The sequence below is a fragment of the Paraglaciecola sp. MB-3u-78 genome (assembly GCF_002835935.1).
In the GTDB taxonomy this organism is placed as follows: Bacteria; Pseudomonadota; Gammaproteobacteria; order Enterobacterales; family Alteromonadaceae; genus Paraglaciecola.
Genome location: NZ_PJCF01000006.1, coordinates 25,641 through 41,907 on the forward strand (window position 1 = coordinate 25,641; position 16,267 = coordinate 41,907).

The 16,267-nt window shown below is 40.7% G+C and carries 18 protein-coding genes; 9 read left to right on the forward strand and 9 right to left on the reverse strand.

What is annotated here, in order from left to right; all coding sequences use genetic code 11:
* The first annotated feature begins 9 nt into the window (after positions 1 to 9).
* Both CXF95_RS14220 and CXF95_RS14225 read left to right on the forward strand, forming a co-directional pair.
* Positions 10 to 354, forward strand: coding sequence for an MGMT family protein (locus CXF95_RS14220; RefSeq protein ID WP_101199326.1), 345 nt, complete (start codon positions 10 to 12; stop codon positions 352 to 354).
* Positions 355 to 445: 91 nt separating this feature from the next.
* Positions 446 to 1,624, forward strand: a complete 1,179-nt coding sequence (locus CXF95_RS14225; RefSeq protein ID WP_101199327.1) for an HD-GYP domain-containing protein — start codon at positions 446 to 448, stop codon at positions 1,622 to 1,624.
* Positions 1,625 to 1,654: 30 nt separating this feature from the next.
* Here CXF95_RS14225 and CXF95_RS14230 read toward each other — a convergent pair whose 3' ends face one another.
* On the reverse strand, positions 1,655 to 1,837 hold the full coding sequence (locus tag CXF95_RS14230; RefSeq protein ID WP_101199328.1) for a hypothetical protein: 183 nt from the start codon (positions 1,835 to 1,837) through the stop codon (positions 1,655 to 1,657).
* Positions 1,838 to 2,580: 743 nt separating this feature from the next.
* On the reverse strand, positions 2,581 to 3,444 hold the full coding sequence (locus tag CXF95_RS14240; protein WP_101199329.1) for a YicC/YloC family endoribonuclease: 864 nt from the start codon (positions 3,442 to 3,444) through the stop codon (positions 2,581 to 2,583).
* Between the two features lie 144 nt (positions 3,445 to 3,588).
* Between CXF95_RS14240 and rph the strand changes: the two genes are divergently transcribed.
* Genes rph through tusA form a run of 3 tightly spaced genes read left to right on the forward strand, consistent with a single transcriptional unit; the run spans position 3,589 to position 5,212 of the window.
* Positions 3,589 to 4,302 (forward strand): ribonuclease PH, encoded by a 714-nt coding sequence (gene rph / locus CXF95_RS14245; protein ID WP_101199330.1) that lies wholly within the window; start codon positions 3,589 to 3,591, stop codon positions 4,300 to 4,302.
* Positions 4,303 to 4,311: 9 nt separating this feature from the next.
* Complete coding sequence (pyrE, locus tag CXF95_RS14250) at positions 4,312 to 4,953, forward strand: orotate phosphoribosyltransferase (RefSeq protein ID WP_101199331.1); 642 nt, start codon at positions 4,312 to 4,314, stop codon at positions 4,951 to 4,953.
* 7 nt (positions 4,954 to 4,960) lie between these two features.
* Complete coding sequence (gene tusA / locus CXF95_RS14255; RefSeq protein WP_101199332.1) at positions 4,961 to 5,212, forward strand: sulfurtransferase TusA; 252 nt, start codon at positions 4,961 to 4,963, stop codon at positions 5,210 to 5,212.
* Between the two features lie 36 nt (positions 5,213 to 5,248).
* Here the strand turns inward: tusA and CXF95_RS14260 are convergent, their stop codons facing one another.
* From CXF95_RS14260 to CXF95_RS14275, 4 genes are all read right to left on the reverse strand, one after another.
* A complete protein-coding gene (locus CXF95_RS14260) occupies positions 5,249 to 6,001 on the reverse strand; it encodes a class I SAM-dependent methyltransferase (RefSeq protein WP_101199333.1) in 753 nt (250 codons plus the stop codon).
* Positions 6,002 to 6,092: 91 nt separating this feature from the next.
* On the reverse strand, positions 6,093 to 7,412 hold the full coding sequence (locus tag CXF95_RS14265; protein ID WP_101199334.1) for an amidohydrolase family protein: 1,320 nt from the start codon (positions 7,410 to 7,412) through the stop codon (positions 6,093 to 6,095).
* A 14-nt stretch (positions 7,413 to 7,426) separates the two neighbouring features.
* Positions 7,427 to 7,984 (reverse strand): DUF1285 domain-containing protein, encoded by a 558-nt coding sequence (locus CXF95_RS14270; RefSeq protein WP_101199335.1) that lies wholly within the window; start codon positions 7,982 to 7,984, stop codon positions 7,427 to 7,429.
* Positions 7,984 to 8,793: a DUF3014 domain-containing protein gene (locus CXF95_RS14275; RefSeq protein ID WP_101199336.1), complete on the reverse strand. Its 810-nt coding sequence runs from the start codon at positions 8,791 to 8,793 to the stop codon at positions 7,984 to 7,986. The genes CXF95_RS14270 and CXF95_RS14275 overlap by 1 nt, the downstream gene beginning before the upstream one ends.
* Positions 8,794 to 8,970: 177 nt before the next feature.
* Here CXF95_RS14275 and CXF95_RS14280 point away from each other — a divergent pair, with 177 nt between their 5' ends.
* The 3 genes from CXF95_RS14280 to CXF95_RS14290 all read left to right on the forward strand — a co-directional run bounded on the left by CXF95_RS14280 (position 8,971) and on the right by CXF95_RS14290 (position 11,641).
* Positions 8,971 to 10,203 carry a sterol desaturase family protein gene (locus tag CXF95_RS14280; RefSeq protein WP_101199337.1) on the forward strand — a complete coding sequence of 411 codons (1,233 nt, stop codon included), beginning with the start codon at positions 8,971 to 8,973 and terminating at the stop codon, positions 10,201 to 10,203.
* Positions 10,204 to 10,284: 81 nt separating this feature from the next.
* The gene (locus tag CXF95_RS14285) at positions 10,285 to 10,878 is read left to right on the forward strand and encodes a hypothetical protein (RefSeq protein ID WP_101199338.1); all 594 of its coding nucleotides are present in this window, start codon (positions 10,285 to 10,287) and stop codon (positions 10,876 to 10,878) included.
* Positions 10,879 to 11,329: 451 nt separating this feature from the next.
* Positions 11,330 to 11,641: a DUF6482 family protein gene (locus CXF95_RS14290; RefSeq protein WP_101199339.1), complete on the forward strand. Its 312-nt coding sequence runs from the start codon at positions 11,330 to 11,332 to the stop codon at positions 11,639 to 11,641.
* A gap of 29 nt (positions 11,642 to 11,670) precedes the next feature.
* Here the strand turns inward: CXF95_RS14290 and CXF95_RS14295 are convergent, their stop codons facing one another.
* From CXF95_RS14295 to CXF95_RS14305, 3 genes are all read right to left on the reverse strand, one after another.
* Entirely contained in the window at positions 11,671 to 11,793 is a 123-nt protein-coding gene (locus CXF95_RS14295) for a DUF3149 domain-containing protein (RefSeq protein WP_101199340.1), read from the reverse strand.
* 100 nt (positions 11,794 to 11,893) lie between these two features.
* Positions 11,894 to 12,394, reverse strand: a complete 501-nt coding sequence (locus CXF95_RS14300) for a DUF6702 family protein (protein WP_101199341.1) — start codon at positions 12,392 to 12,394, stop codon at positions 11,894 to 11,896.
* The gene (locus CXF95_RS14305; protein WP_101199342.1) at positions 12,387 to 14,849 is read right to left on the reverse strand and encodes a M1 family metallopeptidase; all 2,463 of its coding nucleotides are present in this window, start codon (positions 14,847 to 14,849) and stop codon (positions 12,387 to 12,389) included. Before CXF95_RS14305 ends, CXF95_RS14300 begins: the two co-directional genes overlap by 8 nt.
* A 269-nt stretch (positions 14,850 to 15,118) precedes the next feature.
* On the opposite strand from CXF95_RS14305, the gene proB reads away from it, so the two are divergent.
* A complete protein-coding gene (proB, locus tag CXF95_RS14310; protein ID WP_101199343.1) occupies positions 15,119 to 16,216 on the forward strand; it encodes a glutamate 5-kinase in 1,098 nt (365 codons plus the stop codon).
* Positions 16,217 to 16,267 lie beyond the last annotated feature (51 nt).

Consider the following 16,267-nt stretch of genomic DNA (forward strand, 5'->3'; position numbering starts at 1 on the left):
TTTGTTGCCATGTGTGGGCACCCTCAATACGCCAAAATTTGGCGCACAGTGCAGCTTATTCCTTTAGGTAAAGTGGCCAGTTATGGCCAAATTGCGGATCTGGCTGGGTTACCAAGTCGGGCAAGGTTAGTGGGTAAGTCACTTGGTTACGTGCCAAAAGATATGGACGTACCTTGGCATAGAGTTTTGCGTTCTAATGGACAAATTGCCTTCCCCACAGGCTCTGAGCAATCACAAAAACAAACAGGTTTATTACAACAAGAAGACGTCGCTATTTTTAACAACAGAGTCAAGCTTAGCCTTTTTCAATGGCAACCTGATTTAGCAGAAATGCTGTGGAAATTAGAGTATTAGCCTTTATCAATAAATAGTAAATGTTGCCCTTAAAGTGTAAATCATATATTTTTATGTTCCCTTTTTTGATTTGACTTAACCGAGATAAACTGTGTTAAAAACCTTTGATATAGACGACGTTGAAGAAGGAATGTTCGTTGACTCTATAGCAAAACAACAAGGCAAATTTAAGATCACCAGTCGTGGTAGGGTCACCTCTTTTGCCGTTATAAAACAATTAAAACAGAAAGGGATTTTGGCTGTTGTGGTTGATATGAGCAAACAAATCAAGGCAGACGTTGTTGAACTAGAAGAACCTGCCCTCATCCCTGAACTACCTGAAGAAGTGTCCTTTGAAGCAGAACTTGGAGTGGCGAGCAAACTTCACCTAAAAGGTAAACACTTACAAAAAACAATGTTAGAGAGTATAAGTAAAAATTTACCCATCGACATTACCATCCCAGAAGCATTCACCAAAAATCTTGTATCCTCGATTGATCGCAATCCTAATGCCTTGATGTGCCTGACAAAAATACGAGAAAAAGACACCTATCTTTTAGAACATTCGTTAAATGTGGCTATTTTGTTAGCCAACTTTGGTACTTATATAGACTTGGATGAAGAACAAATACAAGAATTGGCGCTGTCAGGTTTTCTTCATGACTTAGGGAAAATTAAAATTCCTGAAGAAATATTGCATAAACCTGGTTTTTTGACTGATCAAGAAATGACGGTTATGAAAGATCACGTGTATTACGGCACCAAAGTACTCATTGAAATGGGGATTCCCAATTCAATTGTTAAAACAATAGGCCAACATCACGAGAGGCTCGATGGTTATAGTTATCCAGAAGGTTTGCGAGGTGATGAGATTACTCACTTTGGTCGAATGATTGCAATAGTTGATACTTATGATGCGATAACGGCCGACAGATGTTACAAAGTTGGGAGGTCGTCTAGGAAAGCACTACAAATTTTGTTGCAAGATGCGCCTGAAAAGTATGATGAAGTGTTAGTAACACAATTTGTGCAATGTATCGGAATTTTCCCCGCGGGCAGTTTAGTCAAATTAAACAACCAAAAAATTGCCATGGTGCTCAGGCAAAACCCAGTACATGCCACTAAACCCGTTGTGAAAGTGTTTTATTCAGTTCGAGGCGGTCATTATTTGGAGCCCAAGGAATTGGACTTAGCTGCGGCTAGTAATGGCGTAAAAATTGTTGATGCTGTGATCGCAAGCGACTTAAAGCTCGATTTCAATAAGTACTTTAATGAATCAATCGTCGTCTAAATCAAGCAACTTTAAGTTTCGAAACGCATTTTAACTATTCTTCACTTCTTTTAATATGATCCGCAGTTGGTCAGTAGTGACATCAGAAGGGCACATGCCTTTATGGACCAATTCTTCACGAATACATTCAGGATCATTAGTCGAAAAACGAGAACTGTTTTTTTGGACATAACGGGTTAGTTTTTGCTGCAATTTTCGAGTTAAACAAGACATCTGTACATCTCAACCAGTAATACATTAAAATTACCCCAACACAAATTGCGGTGGGCTTGCTAATATAAGTAATATGCATAACGCATTTATGTATAGGCACTTTAGAACATATACAAAAACTAAGCCAACAAACTTTTAATGATATAATTCAATAAGATAGATGAAGCTTAAAAAAATGCAATTTGGCACTTGTAAAAATAGTTGACAAAAAAGTGCCAATTACTTTTGTGTCAAGGCAAGGTTGTCTGTAATTTTGAATTATGTTTTACGATGACAATAACCATTTTGGCACCAAAACGGGCAAAACGTTTCTATCAGTTCTCATGCTTGCTGAATTCATATTCTCTATCTGGATAATTACATGAACCAAAGATGCATCAAAATTCAGTTTAGACTTAGTTCATATAGACGTTGCTCGAAACGCTACCGACGATTTCAATTTATTTCATGTGCGTTGTTAGAAAGGGGCAAAGGCTAACGGGATAGATTTTAAACGTAATCCCATGGTGTATACATCCCATAAAATATCTGTGCATAGTGAAAACTTAGCTAAATTAAGAAGCGATCAGCAATTGCATATTCTGGTGGGGCCGCCTATCAATAAACTTGCATCTGTTAAAGACCAAGAAACAGCCTTAGTAACACACCATTGCGTCGGCTTGAATCAAGATAAAAGTATTTTGTTCCAAGGCTAGATTGAATTCGCCCCCTTATCCTATATTTTGAAAAAGCAGCTTGGTTTTCTACTCTATATTCGCGATCTGCTCACGCATCTGTTCAATCAAGACTTTCAATTCCACTGCAGATTGTGTGATATCGGTGTTGATAGATTTGGAGCCTAGGGTATTCGACTCGCGATTAAATTCTTGCATCATAAAATCAAGTCTGCGACCGACTGCGCCGCCTTTTTTGAGGATTTTTTGGGTTTCACTAATGTGAGATAACAAGCGGTCTAGCTCTTCGGCTACGTCTACTTTTTGTGCCAGCATCACCATTTCTTGTTCTACGCGGGCGGGGTCTAGCTCAATTTTGGCTTCTTCGAAACGCCCTAGGATTTTTTCACGTTGCCATTTGATCACGTCTGGCATGTGGGCTGTGACTTTTTCAACTTCGCCGCTAATGCCATCTAAACGTTGTTCTATCATCGCTTTGAGGTTGCTGCCTTCGGTGGCGCGTGAGGCAACAAAATCTGTCAGTGTTAAGTCAAATTCAGCCAGTACATCGGCTTGAATACCATCCATGTCAGTTTCTTCGGCAGAAATCACACCAGGCCAGCGTAATACATCAAGAGGGTTAACACCGGCAGATTGGCCATGTGATTGCACCCAGTCCGCAGCCTTCATCACTTGTTTGGCTAAACTTTCGTTTAGGTTGAGGTTGCCTACTGCCGCATCGTTCGCTACAAAGCGTAATGAACATTCCACTTTACCTCGTTGTAATTGTTTGCGAAAACGTTCACGTAACACGGGCTCCATGCTTTTAAATTGTTCAGGTAGACGGAAATAGGTTTCAAGAAATCGTTGGTTAACGGAGCGCACTTCCCACACGGCTTTGCCCCAATCGGCTTTAAGTTCGCGGCGGGCAAAAGCAGTCATACTGTAAATCATTGAATTCTTCCTATGTCTTAGTTGCCTGCATTATACCTCTGTTGTGTCTTGGGGCGAGGACCTATGGCAATTAATTGCTTAAAACTTAAGATAATTTGCACGGAAGCCTTTATAATTCTGCTCACTATTATTTAGGAGAGCATCATGCGTCCAAGTGGAAGAACCGCCAGTCAAATTCGCCCCGTTACTATTACCCGCAATTTTACCTGCCATGCAGAAGGCTCAGTATTGATTGAGTTTGGTAACACTAAAGTGTTGTGTAATGCCTCAGTAACCGAAGGTGTGCCACGTTTTATGAAAGGCCAGGGTAAAGGCTGGGTGACGGCAGAATACAGTATGTTGCCAAGGGCCACGCATACTCGTTCTGATCGTGAAGCTGCTCGTGGTAAACAAGGTGGACGTACTCTTGAAATTCAACGTTTAATCGCACGTTCATTGCGCGCAGCGGTTGATTTAAAATTATTGGGTGAAAACACTATTATAGTGGATTGCGATGTTATCCAAGCTGATGGTGGTACACGTACCGCTTCGATTACGGGTGCTTGCGTGGCTTTGGCCGATGCACTTAGTTGGATGCGTGCTAAAGGCATTCTCAAAACAAATCCAATCAAACATATGATTGCCGCTTTGTCTGTCGGTGTTTATAAAGGTATCGCTATTGCCGATTTAGAATATCTTGAAGATTCTGATGCTGAAACTGACATGAACGTAGTGATGACAGATACCGGTAAATTTATCGAAGTGCAAGGTACTGCTGAGGGCGAACCTTTTGATTTTAACGAGCTAAATGAAATGTTGGAATTGGCGAAAAATGGTATTCGTGAATTGTTCGACGAGCAAAAATTGGCTTTGAACTAGGACGTTAAAATGCAAGATTATCAACGCAATTTTATTGAGTTTGCCTTAGCTCGCAATGTATTGAAATTTGGTCAGTTTACCCTTAAATCAGGTCGAATTAGCCCCTATTTTTTTAACGCGGGTTTATTCAATACGGGTGGCGACTTGGCCAAACTTGGACAGTTTTACGCGCAAACGTTGCAAACATCAGGTATTGATTATGATGTATTATTTGGCCCTGCGTACAAAGGCATTCCTATCGCCACTACCACTGCTGTGGCGTTAGCAGATAAACATAACGTAGATAAGCCTTATTGTTTTAACCGCAAAGAAGTGAAAGCCCATGGCGAAGGTGGCAATCTAGTCGGTAGTCCTCTTGCAGGTAAAATTATGCTGGTGGATGACGTGATCACCGCCGGTACGGCTATTCGTGAGTCTATGCAGTTGATTGCAGCGAATAATGCTCAACTCGCAGGTGTGTTGATTGCTCTAGATAGGCAAGAAAAAGGTCAAGGTGAGCTGTCGGCCATTCAAGAAGTTGAGCGTGATTTTGATACTAAAGTGGTTTCTATTGTTAGTTTGGCTGATTTGGTTGATTATTTGAGTGACAAAGCAGACATGGCTGAGCACTTAGCTAATATCAAACAATATCGTTTGGATTACGGGATCTAGTTAGCACGTGAAAGATTTATCACCATACGAATCTGCTGACTATCAATTAGATGCTTTAGGTTTGCGATGTCCAGAGCCAGTGATGATGGTGCGCTTAAAAATTCGTGAGATGCAAATCGGCGAAACTTTGGCCGTGACCGCCGACGATCACTCGACTACTCGCGATATCCCCAGCTTTTGCCGATTTATGGAGCATGAGTTGCTGGATTTTCAGAGCGTCAAATCGCCTTATCAATATGTGATCAAAAAAGGTCGCTGACTTAGCGACCTTTGAACTTAATCTATTTCGAATTGTTTAATTGGGTTTGCGGAACTTCATGGTCCAGCGATCTGTATTACCTGAGACAGATTTAACCCCTACTTCGTAACGTAATTCGTCATCAGCACGGTAATGTAGGTCGGTATAATCAACAAATTCAAAGCCTGCTTCTTGGATTTCTTTGATCGCAAGTACCGGATCAATACGGCGACGGTTAGCTGGAGTTTGCTCTTCCATATGGCGGGCTGTGTGATCTACTACGGCATAAACACCACCTGGCTTCAGCGCTTCAAAAGCTAACTTATTCATATTGCGGCGGCCTTCTTCACCAAAGTTATGGTAGTTACGAAACGTCAACACCATATCAAGATCTTTTACTCCAAGAGAATCTGCTTCTAAAGAATAAAAGCGCTCACCATCTTTACGATAAAGTTTAGCGTCTTGTGCAACGATTTTTATTTTTTCGAAACCAGACTCTTTAATTAATGTTTCAATACGCCCTGTACCAATAGCAGCATAATATTCACCTTTATCACTGACTACGGGTGCTAAGATTTTGGTATACCAGCCGCCGCCAGGAATAAGCTCGATAATTTTCATATCGTCCCGTAAATCAAAAAACTCCAATGTTTGTAGTGCTTTACGGTTTCTGTCTCGGTCGGTTTCAGCTTCGGTTCTGATTTCAGCGTTTAGCGCCGATTTGATTTTTTCTGCTGTAGCATCAAAGCTATCTGCCGCTATTGAGTTGACACTCGCAGCTAGTAGCAATAGGGATAGAAATTTTTTCACAGGTATATATCTCCACTTATAGTTTTAAAATTGTGAAAGTCACTTGTTTTAACTCGATAAAAGACCGTTGTAATAAGGTTTTAGTTTCACCCTACTGATGTTTGTAAATTACACCGTCTTTCATCACAAATTGAACCTCTTTTAATAGTGATATTTGCTTTAAAGGATCACCTTTTACCGCAACTAAATCCGCCAGTTTACCTACTTCTATGGTACCAACTGTGTCGCTTATCTTGAGCAAGTCTGCTGCACTTTGAGTGGCACTGCGTATTGCTTCAATGGGCTTCATGCCAGCTTCAACCATTAATACAAACTCTAAGGCATTGTCACCGTGAGCCGAAACGCCAGAGTCGGTACCAAAGGCAATTTTGATACCTGCTTTATAGGCCTTGGCAAAAGTCTGTTGAATAAGTGGCCCAATAGCGGCTGCTTTAGGTCTAACAAGTTCTGGAAAAAAGCCATCAATCTTGGCTTTCTCTGCCACCCAGTTACCGGCCATAATGGTTGGCACATAATACGTGCCATATTTTTTCATTTGTTTAAACACCTCTTCATCCATATAGGTGCCGTGTTCAATAGATGTCACACCTGCTTTAATCGCGCGCAACATGCCTTCTTTGCCGTGAGCATGCACTGCGACTGTCATAGCATAATCTTTTGCCGTTTCAACAATGGCATTTAATTCATCATCCATAAACTGTGGATTTTGACCACTTTTAGCCACACTTAAAACGCCGCCCGTAGCTGTGATTTTAATTAGGTCTGCTCCATCTTTATAACGTTGGCGAACTGCCTTGCGCGCTTCGGCTACGCCATTTATTACGCCGTCGATAGGCCCAGGATCGCCCATAATTAATTTACTGCGACCATTGGTTGGGTCGGCGTGGCCGCCGGTTGTGGCTATTGATTTTGCGGCGGTGTAAATCCGTGGACCTTTTACCATGCCATTATTGATCGCGTTTCTCAGAGCAACTGTTTCGTTGTGACTATCACCTAAATTTCGAACTGTTGTAAAACCTGCCATCAAGGTTTTTTCAGCGTACATCACGCCTTTAATGGCATAGTCTGCTTCGTTCAGAGTAAAGCCTTCCATGTAGCTTGCTGGGCCGTTATGTTGGCTAGATATATGGGTATGCATATCCATAAATCCTGGCATCAAGGTATAGTCTGATAAATCAATGACGGTATCTTCGCTACTGCCCTCAGTAAATCCTTTGTTTATAGCTGTTATTTTATTATCGGTGATAATTACCGTCGCGTTTTGTATCACTTTATCTGAGGTGCCATCGATTAGACTACCTGCATGGATAATTGTGACCGGTACTACGGTGGCGGCTATGACGGTACTAGCGATAAAAGGTTGGGCTAATGTTGCCAAAACTAAGGTGGATTTTAAGATACTGTTTTTCATATTAAAACGTCCTGTTATAACTCGCCAAGGCTAAAGCGGTAGTCACCACTTTCAAGCATGAGATGGCGCTTACCCTCTAACTCTTGCTCTTCTCCATGATCTACTGCTAACTCTGCGAGTTGGTAAAATACATTTTGATGTAAACGTGCCCATAAGTTTCTGCGAACTAAAGCGTAAGGTAGCAATGCACCTGTTTTTTTGTCTGCAAATATTTGTATGGGATTTTCTGAACTAACAATTAAATCTTGGCCTGTATTGGTTGTAAGTGCCAACTTACTACCTTGTTTCTGCCATTGCGTAATGATAAAAGGTACGTCTTCTACTTGAATGCCTACCTTTTCGACAGGTGTGACTAAGAAGTAATGATCGTCTTCACGTTTTAAAACACTGGAAAAAAGCTTAACTAAGGGTTTACGGCCAATAGGTGTGCCCATGTAAAACCAGCTTCCGTCATGTTTTATTTGTATATCTATGTCACCACAAAATTCAGGATCCCACTTATCAACTGGCGGCAATGCCGCGTTTTGTGAACTGATTTGTTTTTGAAATGCACCTAAGTCGAAGGTTGTCATTACAGTGTTTCTTTTATCTCACGTAATTTAGCTTTGATACGGCGCATGTTTTCAGGCCCTGTGCGTAACAATTGTTTTTGTGGAGCGGGTAAAGACTCAAGTTGCCTATCTGCAAACTTATACATGACGCTATCGGTAAATACTTCAACAGGGAAAGGCACTTCAGGGGTATCTAGCAATACATCAATTGCTTCTTCAAGTTTCTCGTCAAAACTGTCAGATGGATTACCTATTTCAGAATATATTTTTTCAATAGCGGGTTTGTATTCTTGATATAGCTGCAATAATGATTCTATTTCAAGGGACTCAAATATATCTACGTAAGGGGCATAACGTTTATAACTAGCAGGATCTATCCATTCTTTATCGGCTTGTCTGTAGGTGCGAAATAGCTGTTCTGGCTGAACTAATACTCTATTGTTATCCGCTAAATTCTCCTCAGCTAAGGTATTGGTCATGATTACAAAGCGCTCTAGTAGTGCTTCATTAATCAGTAAACGTGCGAATTCATCGTAGTCCGATAACGCTAATAATTTAGTTTTTACTGTGCCATCACTTACATCTAATGGCAGCGGTTCGGGGATAATTTCGGGTTCAGGTTTTTCTGCTACTGGTTCAGGAATAAGAATAGTCGGCGGTTCTTCAATAATAGGTTCGACTGTCGGCTCGATAGCAGGAGGAACAGGTGCTACTATGACAGGTTCAGGCTCAGGTTCGCGGGGCCAAAGTACAACTGCCAAAACAATAGCCAATACAATTGCACCTATAGTGAAATGTGGTACTAACGATTTTTTCGATTCTTCACTCATGATTTCCCCGTTATGCGTACTTCTGTAATTAACAAGACAATTTAGCCTACTTAAAATTCCATCTAAATGATATGTGTAGATTGAAAATACTGTAATTGTATTCTTATCTGGACTGACCATTAAGAGGCAATTAGACTAACCATGTGACTTACCTTCTTTAAGACGAGTTGGATCAGTATGAATCTTATTTTATATGCAGTGCCGATTTTTTTCCTATTAATTTTTATCGAGTTATTCTTAGAAAAAAATAAAGGGACTGACTATTATCGTGTTAACGACAGTATTAATAGCTTAACTGCTGGTGTGTTGAGCAGAATGACTGGCATTGTTAAGCAGTTATTCCCTCTGACTATTTACATTGTGGCTTATGAGCATCTGGCCTTGTTTCAAATGGAATCGAGTTGGTGGATGTGGGTGACTGCGTTTGTGCTTTATGATTTTTGCTACTACTGGAATCACCGCTTGGGCCACGAGATGAACATCTTATGGGCTGCTCATGTGGTACACCATTCAAGTGAAGAATATAATTTAACGACAGCATTACGACAAAGTGGCAGTAGCTTTTTCAGTTGGATTTTTTACTTACCCATGGCGATATTGGGTTTTGAACCCCTGGTATTAATTACTGTAGGCTCGTTAAATCTCATCTATCAATTTTGGGTACACACTCGGCATATTCCTAAGTTGGGCTGGTATGAATGGGTGTTTGTGACGCCTTCAAATCACCGGGTACATCATGCGCAAAATCAAATCTATATAGATCGAAATTATGGTGGTGTGTTTATTATTTGGGATCGGCTGTTTGGTTCTTTCCAAGAAGAATTAGAAGCAGAAAAGCCCATTTATGGTATCCGAAAAGCATTAAAAAGCTGGAATCCGCTTTGGGCCAATGTACATGTTTATGCGCAATTAGGTAAAGACTGTTGGCATGCAAAACGTTGGCAAGACAAGCTACTTATTTGGTTCAAACGCACAGGTTGGCGACCCGCAGATGTAGAACAAAATTATCCTTTGAGTAAGGTTGATCTTACACAATTTAGGAAATTTGATGTTCCGCTGTCGCTAATCAACAAATGGTATAGCCTGATACAGTATTCATTGTTGGTCTTTGTTGGTTTGTTACTAATAATGAACGTTTCAGCTTTTACTCTAACAGAGCAAGTTTTGGTGGTACTGTTTGTACTTTATGGCAGCATTTCTGCTGGTTTGGTTTTGGAAAACAACCCCCTGGCTATTTATTTAGAATGGATAAAATACTCTCTCATTATGGTATCGCTAATGATTTATACGTTACCGCTATGGATTGAATGGACATTAGGGGTAAGCATATTGATTAACGGCACATTGTTGTTATGTAAAAAGGCTGACATTATTACTACAACCGTACCAATGGTAGAGGCTAATAATTGAAACCATTATTATGTCGTGTTGGGTTTATGCGCATATGCACACCCTATTAATAGTCAAAACATCAATAAGAAGAATACTAAAATGAATATACAAAACCGGCTCTTAATTTTTTTGATTCTTGGCAGCAGTGCGGCCTTTGCCAAGCCAGCCCCGTTGGTGTCTATACCTACCCATGATGCTTTTTTCTCTAACATTGCACAGTACTGTGGCAAAGCCTTTGAGGGAAAAGTTGTGGTTGATAACCAGCCTAGCCCCGCATTCGATGCAAAATTAGTGATGTTTGTGCGCAAGTGTGACCAAGCTGAATTACAGATCCCATTCTATGTGGGAGACAATGCGTCCCGTACTTGGATAATTAAAAAAACGGGTAGTGGTTTAAGTCTAAAACATGATCACCGACATCAAGATGGGACTGATGATCCTGTGACTATGTATGGTGGGCATACACTGGGCGCGGGTTACAACCAAATCCAATCCTTCCCTGCTGACCAATACTCAAAAGAATTGTTCGCTCAGCAAGGACTGCCGCAATCTATCACCAACACTTGGCAAATCTATATTTATCCAGATAAGTTTTCATATCGTCTAGTACGAGAAGGCAGAGAGTTCAGAGTGGATTTTGATTTAACCAAGCCGGTATCACCTCCCCCTGCGCCTTGGGGTTATGAGGATTAGCCCAGAGGTTTGATTTTGTATTTTGGACCTTGCTAACGTTTCAAATATGGGGCACGTGCTGTTTGCGTGTACCGCTCCCCTTGCTGGCTTTTAATTATTTGGCTGTTAGGTCACTTTATCAATGGAAATGACTCCAATAGAAAAAGTAAAAGTGAAATAGAACATTGGGAATATATCCCAGTAGCCAAAATCGTTTGTCTTTTTGTACCTAACTTGCAATTAACCAGGGCAAATTTGATGGACATCACTAAAACATAGGCCCCAAAACATATTCAATTAAAGTGTCATGTGGGATCGTCTGAAAACCCAAGGCCAAGCTCTAACGTCATGAGTGTCTTACCTTTTAGTAAAACCCATATTGAGGGCTACAAGTCTAAAACTTATGGCTGAACCAATTCACTAATGATGACGTATCAATCCTACATTCATTGATTTGCCTAGAGCAAGATTTATGCAACATACTAAATTTTGGATTAAGGATCTTAAATCGAAATCTATCACTGTGGATATGCTAACTGTGTGTTCATACGAGATGAACGTATACCTCGTTAAGCTTACCGTCGGTGACAACACAGGTTTGGTATATGAAGGTCAGAGCCCTAAGCGTTTTCAAAGCTCACAGTTTATCCGCGATGCGTTTGATGGCTGTAATGTGTTAGCCGCGCAAATGTTACACGAATCGCCCTACGACGAGATGATAGGTAATCCTGAGTCTGTGCAACGGGCGTGTACCTTGCCTTTTTCTATGGGGCAGCCGTACTAAATGGGTGTGCTAGATAATACTTTAAGGGTTCAAAGATCATCTTTTGTATTGTGGATAAATAAGTAGGCATAATATGCGCCCATAACCACCATTATACCTATGCCAAGAATTGAGCCCCAAGCCACTGGGTCGTGTAGTATTAGATCCCACATAATGATTCACCTCTGTTTTAAAATTTTTTTACAGAGGTGATTTTAGACAATTATTCATAGCCAATATTGATCTAAATCAGCTTTGCTGCAAGGTCATTATTTAGTGTTCAAATGTGAGTGTTAACAGCTCGACTGAATCAGCAAAAATCAGGGTTTGCAATTTGCCTTTACCTTCAATATTAATGGTATTGACCTGCTCTGGCCAAAGATCCCGCAGGGCGTTATGACGGATTGTCATATTATCCAATTTAGTTGGTTGTGTGGTTTCTTGGTAAACCCAGAAAAATTTGCCATCTAGTTCAACTCCCACCATTTTTAGTGGGAGCGGCTGCTCATCACTATCAAACAAATTAAAGCGCTGATTAACATAGTCGCCGAACTGATTTTGAGTCTTTTTTGAGTCAATGATATCCGCGTCTTTACCAAATATTTCTTTTACTGCATGTTCCGCGTCGTGCACCTTAAAGCGGTGCATGATTTCGATATTTTCGGTACGTGCATTAAATAAAACAGTGCTAATAGCGGTCTTTTGCTGGTGGGCCGAAAGAGAGAACGCTGCAAATAGCAGCGTTCCTATTAACCAATTCGATATTTTATTCATCGTTGTCTTGGTTGTCTTCATCGTCACCGTCTGTTTTCAGCTCTGTTTTTATATCTTGCATGATATCGCGAGATACTTTTTGGGTGCTCTTCTTCTTTTTATAAGCTTCGATACGTGACGGGATAATTTGACGTGGGTAATGGTTGTTATCCACATTTACATCAGCCGTTTCCCAACGTGGATCTACAGTGACACTGACCAACTCTTTATCTTTGTCAGTGATTATCATCTTATTCACTGCCTTGGGTGTGCGGCGCCATATTTCAGCTGGAATATATTGATTTTCTTTAGTGCCGTCAGCAAAAGTAAGCTCTAAGATGATTGGCATAACCAAGCCACCTTTGTTTGAAAACTCTAACACGTAGTAATTTTTATCTTCTTTTACTGCTCGCTCCAAGGCTGTCTTTTCCCATGGGTCTAACTTCTTTAAGAACTTCTGGTACTTGTTGCGCTCTTTGTTAGTAACAGTAAACCTGTCATTTTCGTCGTAGAAGTCAGTGATGTCTGGGAAACGTTCAACCCATAGTTTTTTGCCTTCGGCTTTATTACGCTCGTCTGTTAAAGACATGGGTTTGTCTAATTCTTCCTGACGTAAACGGTTAAAATCAATATCAGGATCTTTAGTATCCAAGCGCAACTTAGAAATTTTATCTAATGAAATATCAACGTGATCTGTACTGTAAAACCAACCGCGCCAGAACCAATCTAAATCAACACCTGAGGCTTCTTCCATAGTGCGGAAAAAATCTGAAGGTGTAGGGCGTTTATATTTCCAGCGCTGTGCGTATTCTTTAAAGGCAAAATCAAATAATTCCCTTCCTAAAATAGTTTCGCGCAAAATATTTAATGCAGCAGCAGGTTTGGTGTAAGCATTCGGGCCTAAACGTAATACGCTATCTGACTGAGTCATAATAGGTACTTGATTAGAGGATTTCATGTAGCTCACAACATCGCGAGGCTCTACGCCCCAAGGGATAGTCGGATCCCATTCACGACCCGCTACACCATCTAAAAAGCTGTTAAGGCCTTCATCCATCCAAGTCCATTGGCGTTCATCTGAGTTGACTATCATAGGAAAATAAATATGCCCCACTTCGTGGATAACCACCCCAACTAAGAACCGCTTTTCTGCTTGTGAATAGGTACGGGTACCATCGTCTTGCAATTCAGTACGAGGTCCATTGAAGGTGATCATCGGATATTCCATGCCACCTACAGGGCCGTTGACTGATTGCGCCACTGGGTAAGGATAATCAAAAGAAAAACGGCTATACACTTCTAAAGTTTGAATAACGGCTTCAGTAGAATATTTTTTCCATAAATCACCGCCTTCTTTAGGATAAAACGACATGGCCATAACCAAAGGTTGGTCGTTACCGTCTTGTTGATGGCCTCGCGCATCCCACATGAATTTACGTGATGAGGCCCAAGCGACGTCACGTACGTTTTTAGCACTAAACTTCCATGTTTTGAATGAATCGGTGCCTTCTTTTTCGTTTGCTAATGCTTCTTCTTCAGTCACAACAAATACTACACGATCCGCTTTTTCTGCTTCTTTTAAACGTTTACGTTGGGTAGACGTTAATACGTCTTTAGGATTTTGTAATGCACCAGTAGAGCTAACAATATGGTCGGCAGGTACTGTTAATTCAACGTCGTAGTTACCGAATTCCAAGGTAAACTCACCGCGGCCGATAAACTCTTTGTTGGTCCAAGCTTCGTAGTCGGTGTAAGCATGTAAACGTGGGTACCACTGAGCTAGCAAGAATATATCGTTGCCACCTTTGCGATCGTCATCAGGAAAATGTTCATAACCTGAACGAGCCGAAACCGCATCTTCTTCTACTATGTTGAAAGCATAATCGATATTAAATTCTACTTTTTTGCCGGGCTTAAGATGAGTTGGCAAGTCGATACGCATATTGGTACCCACAATAGTATGTTTCAGTGTTTGACCATTTGAATCTTTAACCGATTGTATGTCGTAACCCAAGACATTATCTTCAGTAAATTGTTGGCGACGTAAGGCGCCTAAACTGAGTTGTGCTGGTTTGCTGCTAGAGGCTGTAGATGTTGCTGGCCCGCGATTACCAATGCCGCCAAAGGTAGTTGTCATGGCAGACATGGAATCGTTGCGAAATTTATTTTGATCTAATTGCATCCACAGATACTTAAGGGTATCGGGTGAATTATTGTGGTAAGTAATGGTTTGGCTTGCGTCTATTCGACGTTTTTCTTCATCCAGCTTGGCCTTGATTTTATAATCTACCTGCTGCTGCCAATATTCATGACCGGGTTCGCCCGCAGCGTTACGGTATACGTTCGGGGTTGGTAATGACTCGTCTAATTGGCGAAACTTGTCTTCAAAGTCGCCCTTAGTTTGATTGATCGCTGCGTTTGCCGAACCAATAGTCGCAAACGACAGCACTGCTATCGTAATGAGTTTATTAAACATTATATTCCCTGTTTGTCGTAAATAGTGATATACGGGCAATTATTAGTATTGTTTTAATCCGCGGGAGTATTTTAATACAAACTGTAAGAAAATTCTTCCCTAACTAACCTGTAATAAGACCGGATTGTTCGCGTTGTTGGTTCATAACCTTTGTTTTTAAATGAATTTGTTCCTAAATAGATAATTTTTAGATCATAGCTTATAACTACAATCGCTTGTTTCTCCTTGATTTTCTCGTACTCTAAACACATAAGTTCGCGAGGTAGAGTATGTTAAAGGTCAATTGGAAACGAGCCGTAATTAAAGTGGGTAGCAGCTTGATTGCGCCTAATAATAATCAATGCAGTCAGGAGTATCTTAGGCCTATTGCCCGATTTATTAGCGATAGCCGCAAACAAGGAAAAGAAGTGATTTTGGTGTCTTCAGGCAGTGTTGCCGCGGGAAAGGGTAAAATTGCTTTTAAACATCACCCCTCAATTGTAGAAAAGCAGGCCATGGCAGCGATTGGGCAAACCCAAATGATGGCTAATTGGGCAAGTTTATTTGATTTTGATTGTGCACAAATATTGCTTACTTCTGATGATTTACATAATCGTACCCGTTACGTTAATATCAAAAATACTTTGCGAGAATTGCTAAAAAATAATGCGCTACCCATAGTGAACGAAAATGACACTGTGGCAATTAACGAGCTAAAAGTGGGCGATAATGATAACCTAGCGGCATATACCGCGTTGGTTTCAGAAGCAGATACATTAATTATTTGTTCTGATATTAATGGTTTATATGACGCTGATCCTAGACATAATTCAACAGCTAAACTAATACCTGAAGTGAACATTATTGATGACAGTATTTATCAATTAGCGGGTGGTGCTGGAAGTGATGTGGGCACGGGAGGTATGCACACTAAACTTCAAGCTGCACAAAAATGTGTGGATTCGGGCATTCAGACTTTGATAGTCAATGGCCGTGACCCAGTTGTCTTTGATGAGTTGGCGAAAGGACATTCTCCCGGTACCTTATTCAAACCGAATAAGAGTTTAGACAACGCTCGCGACAACTGGTTAAGGCATACCTTAAAAGTGAAAGGGTCTATCGAGATTGACCAAGGTGCTCAACAAGCATTGTTAGAAAAAGGTGCATCACTGTTACCCTCAGGTATTATCGGTGTCAGTGGTCGATTTTTGTCTGGTGAAGCGGTTAATATTATTTATAAGGACAACGCTATAGCCAAAGGTATCGTTTTGTATAGTTCAACTGACCTAACATCAATAAAGGGTTTAAACAGCCAAAAGATTGAAGCAACTATAGGCTACTCTTTGGGTGAAACAGTCATCCATCGTAATGACTTAGTGCTGCTTTAATTATCTCAGTTTTAGCAGTTTTAGAATATATTTTTTACATAAGGATCAACA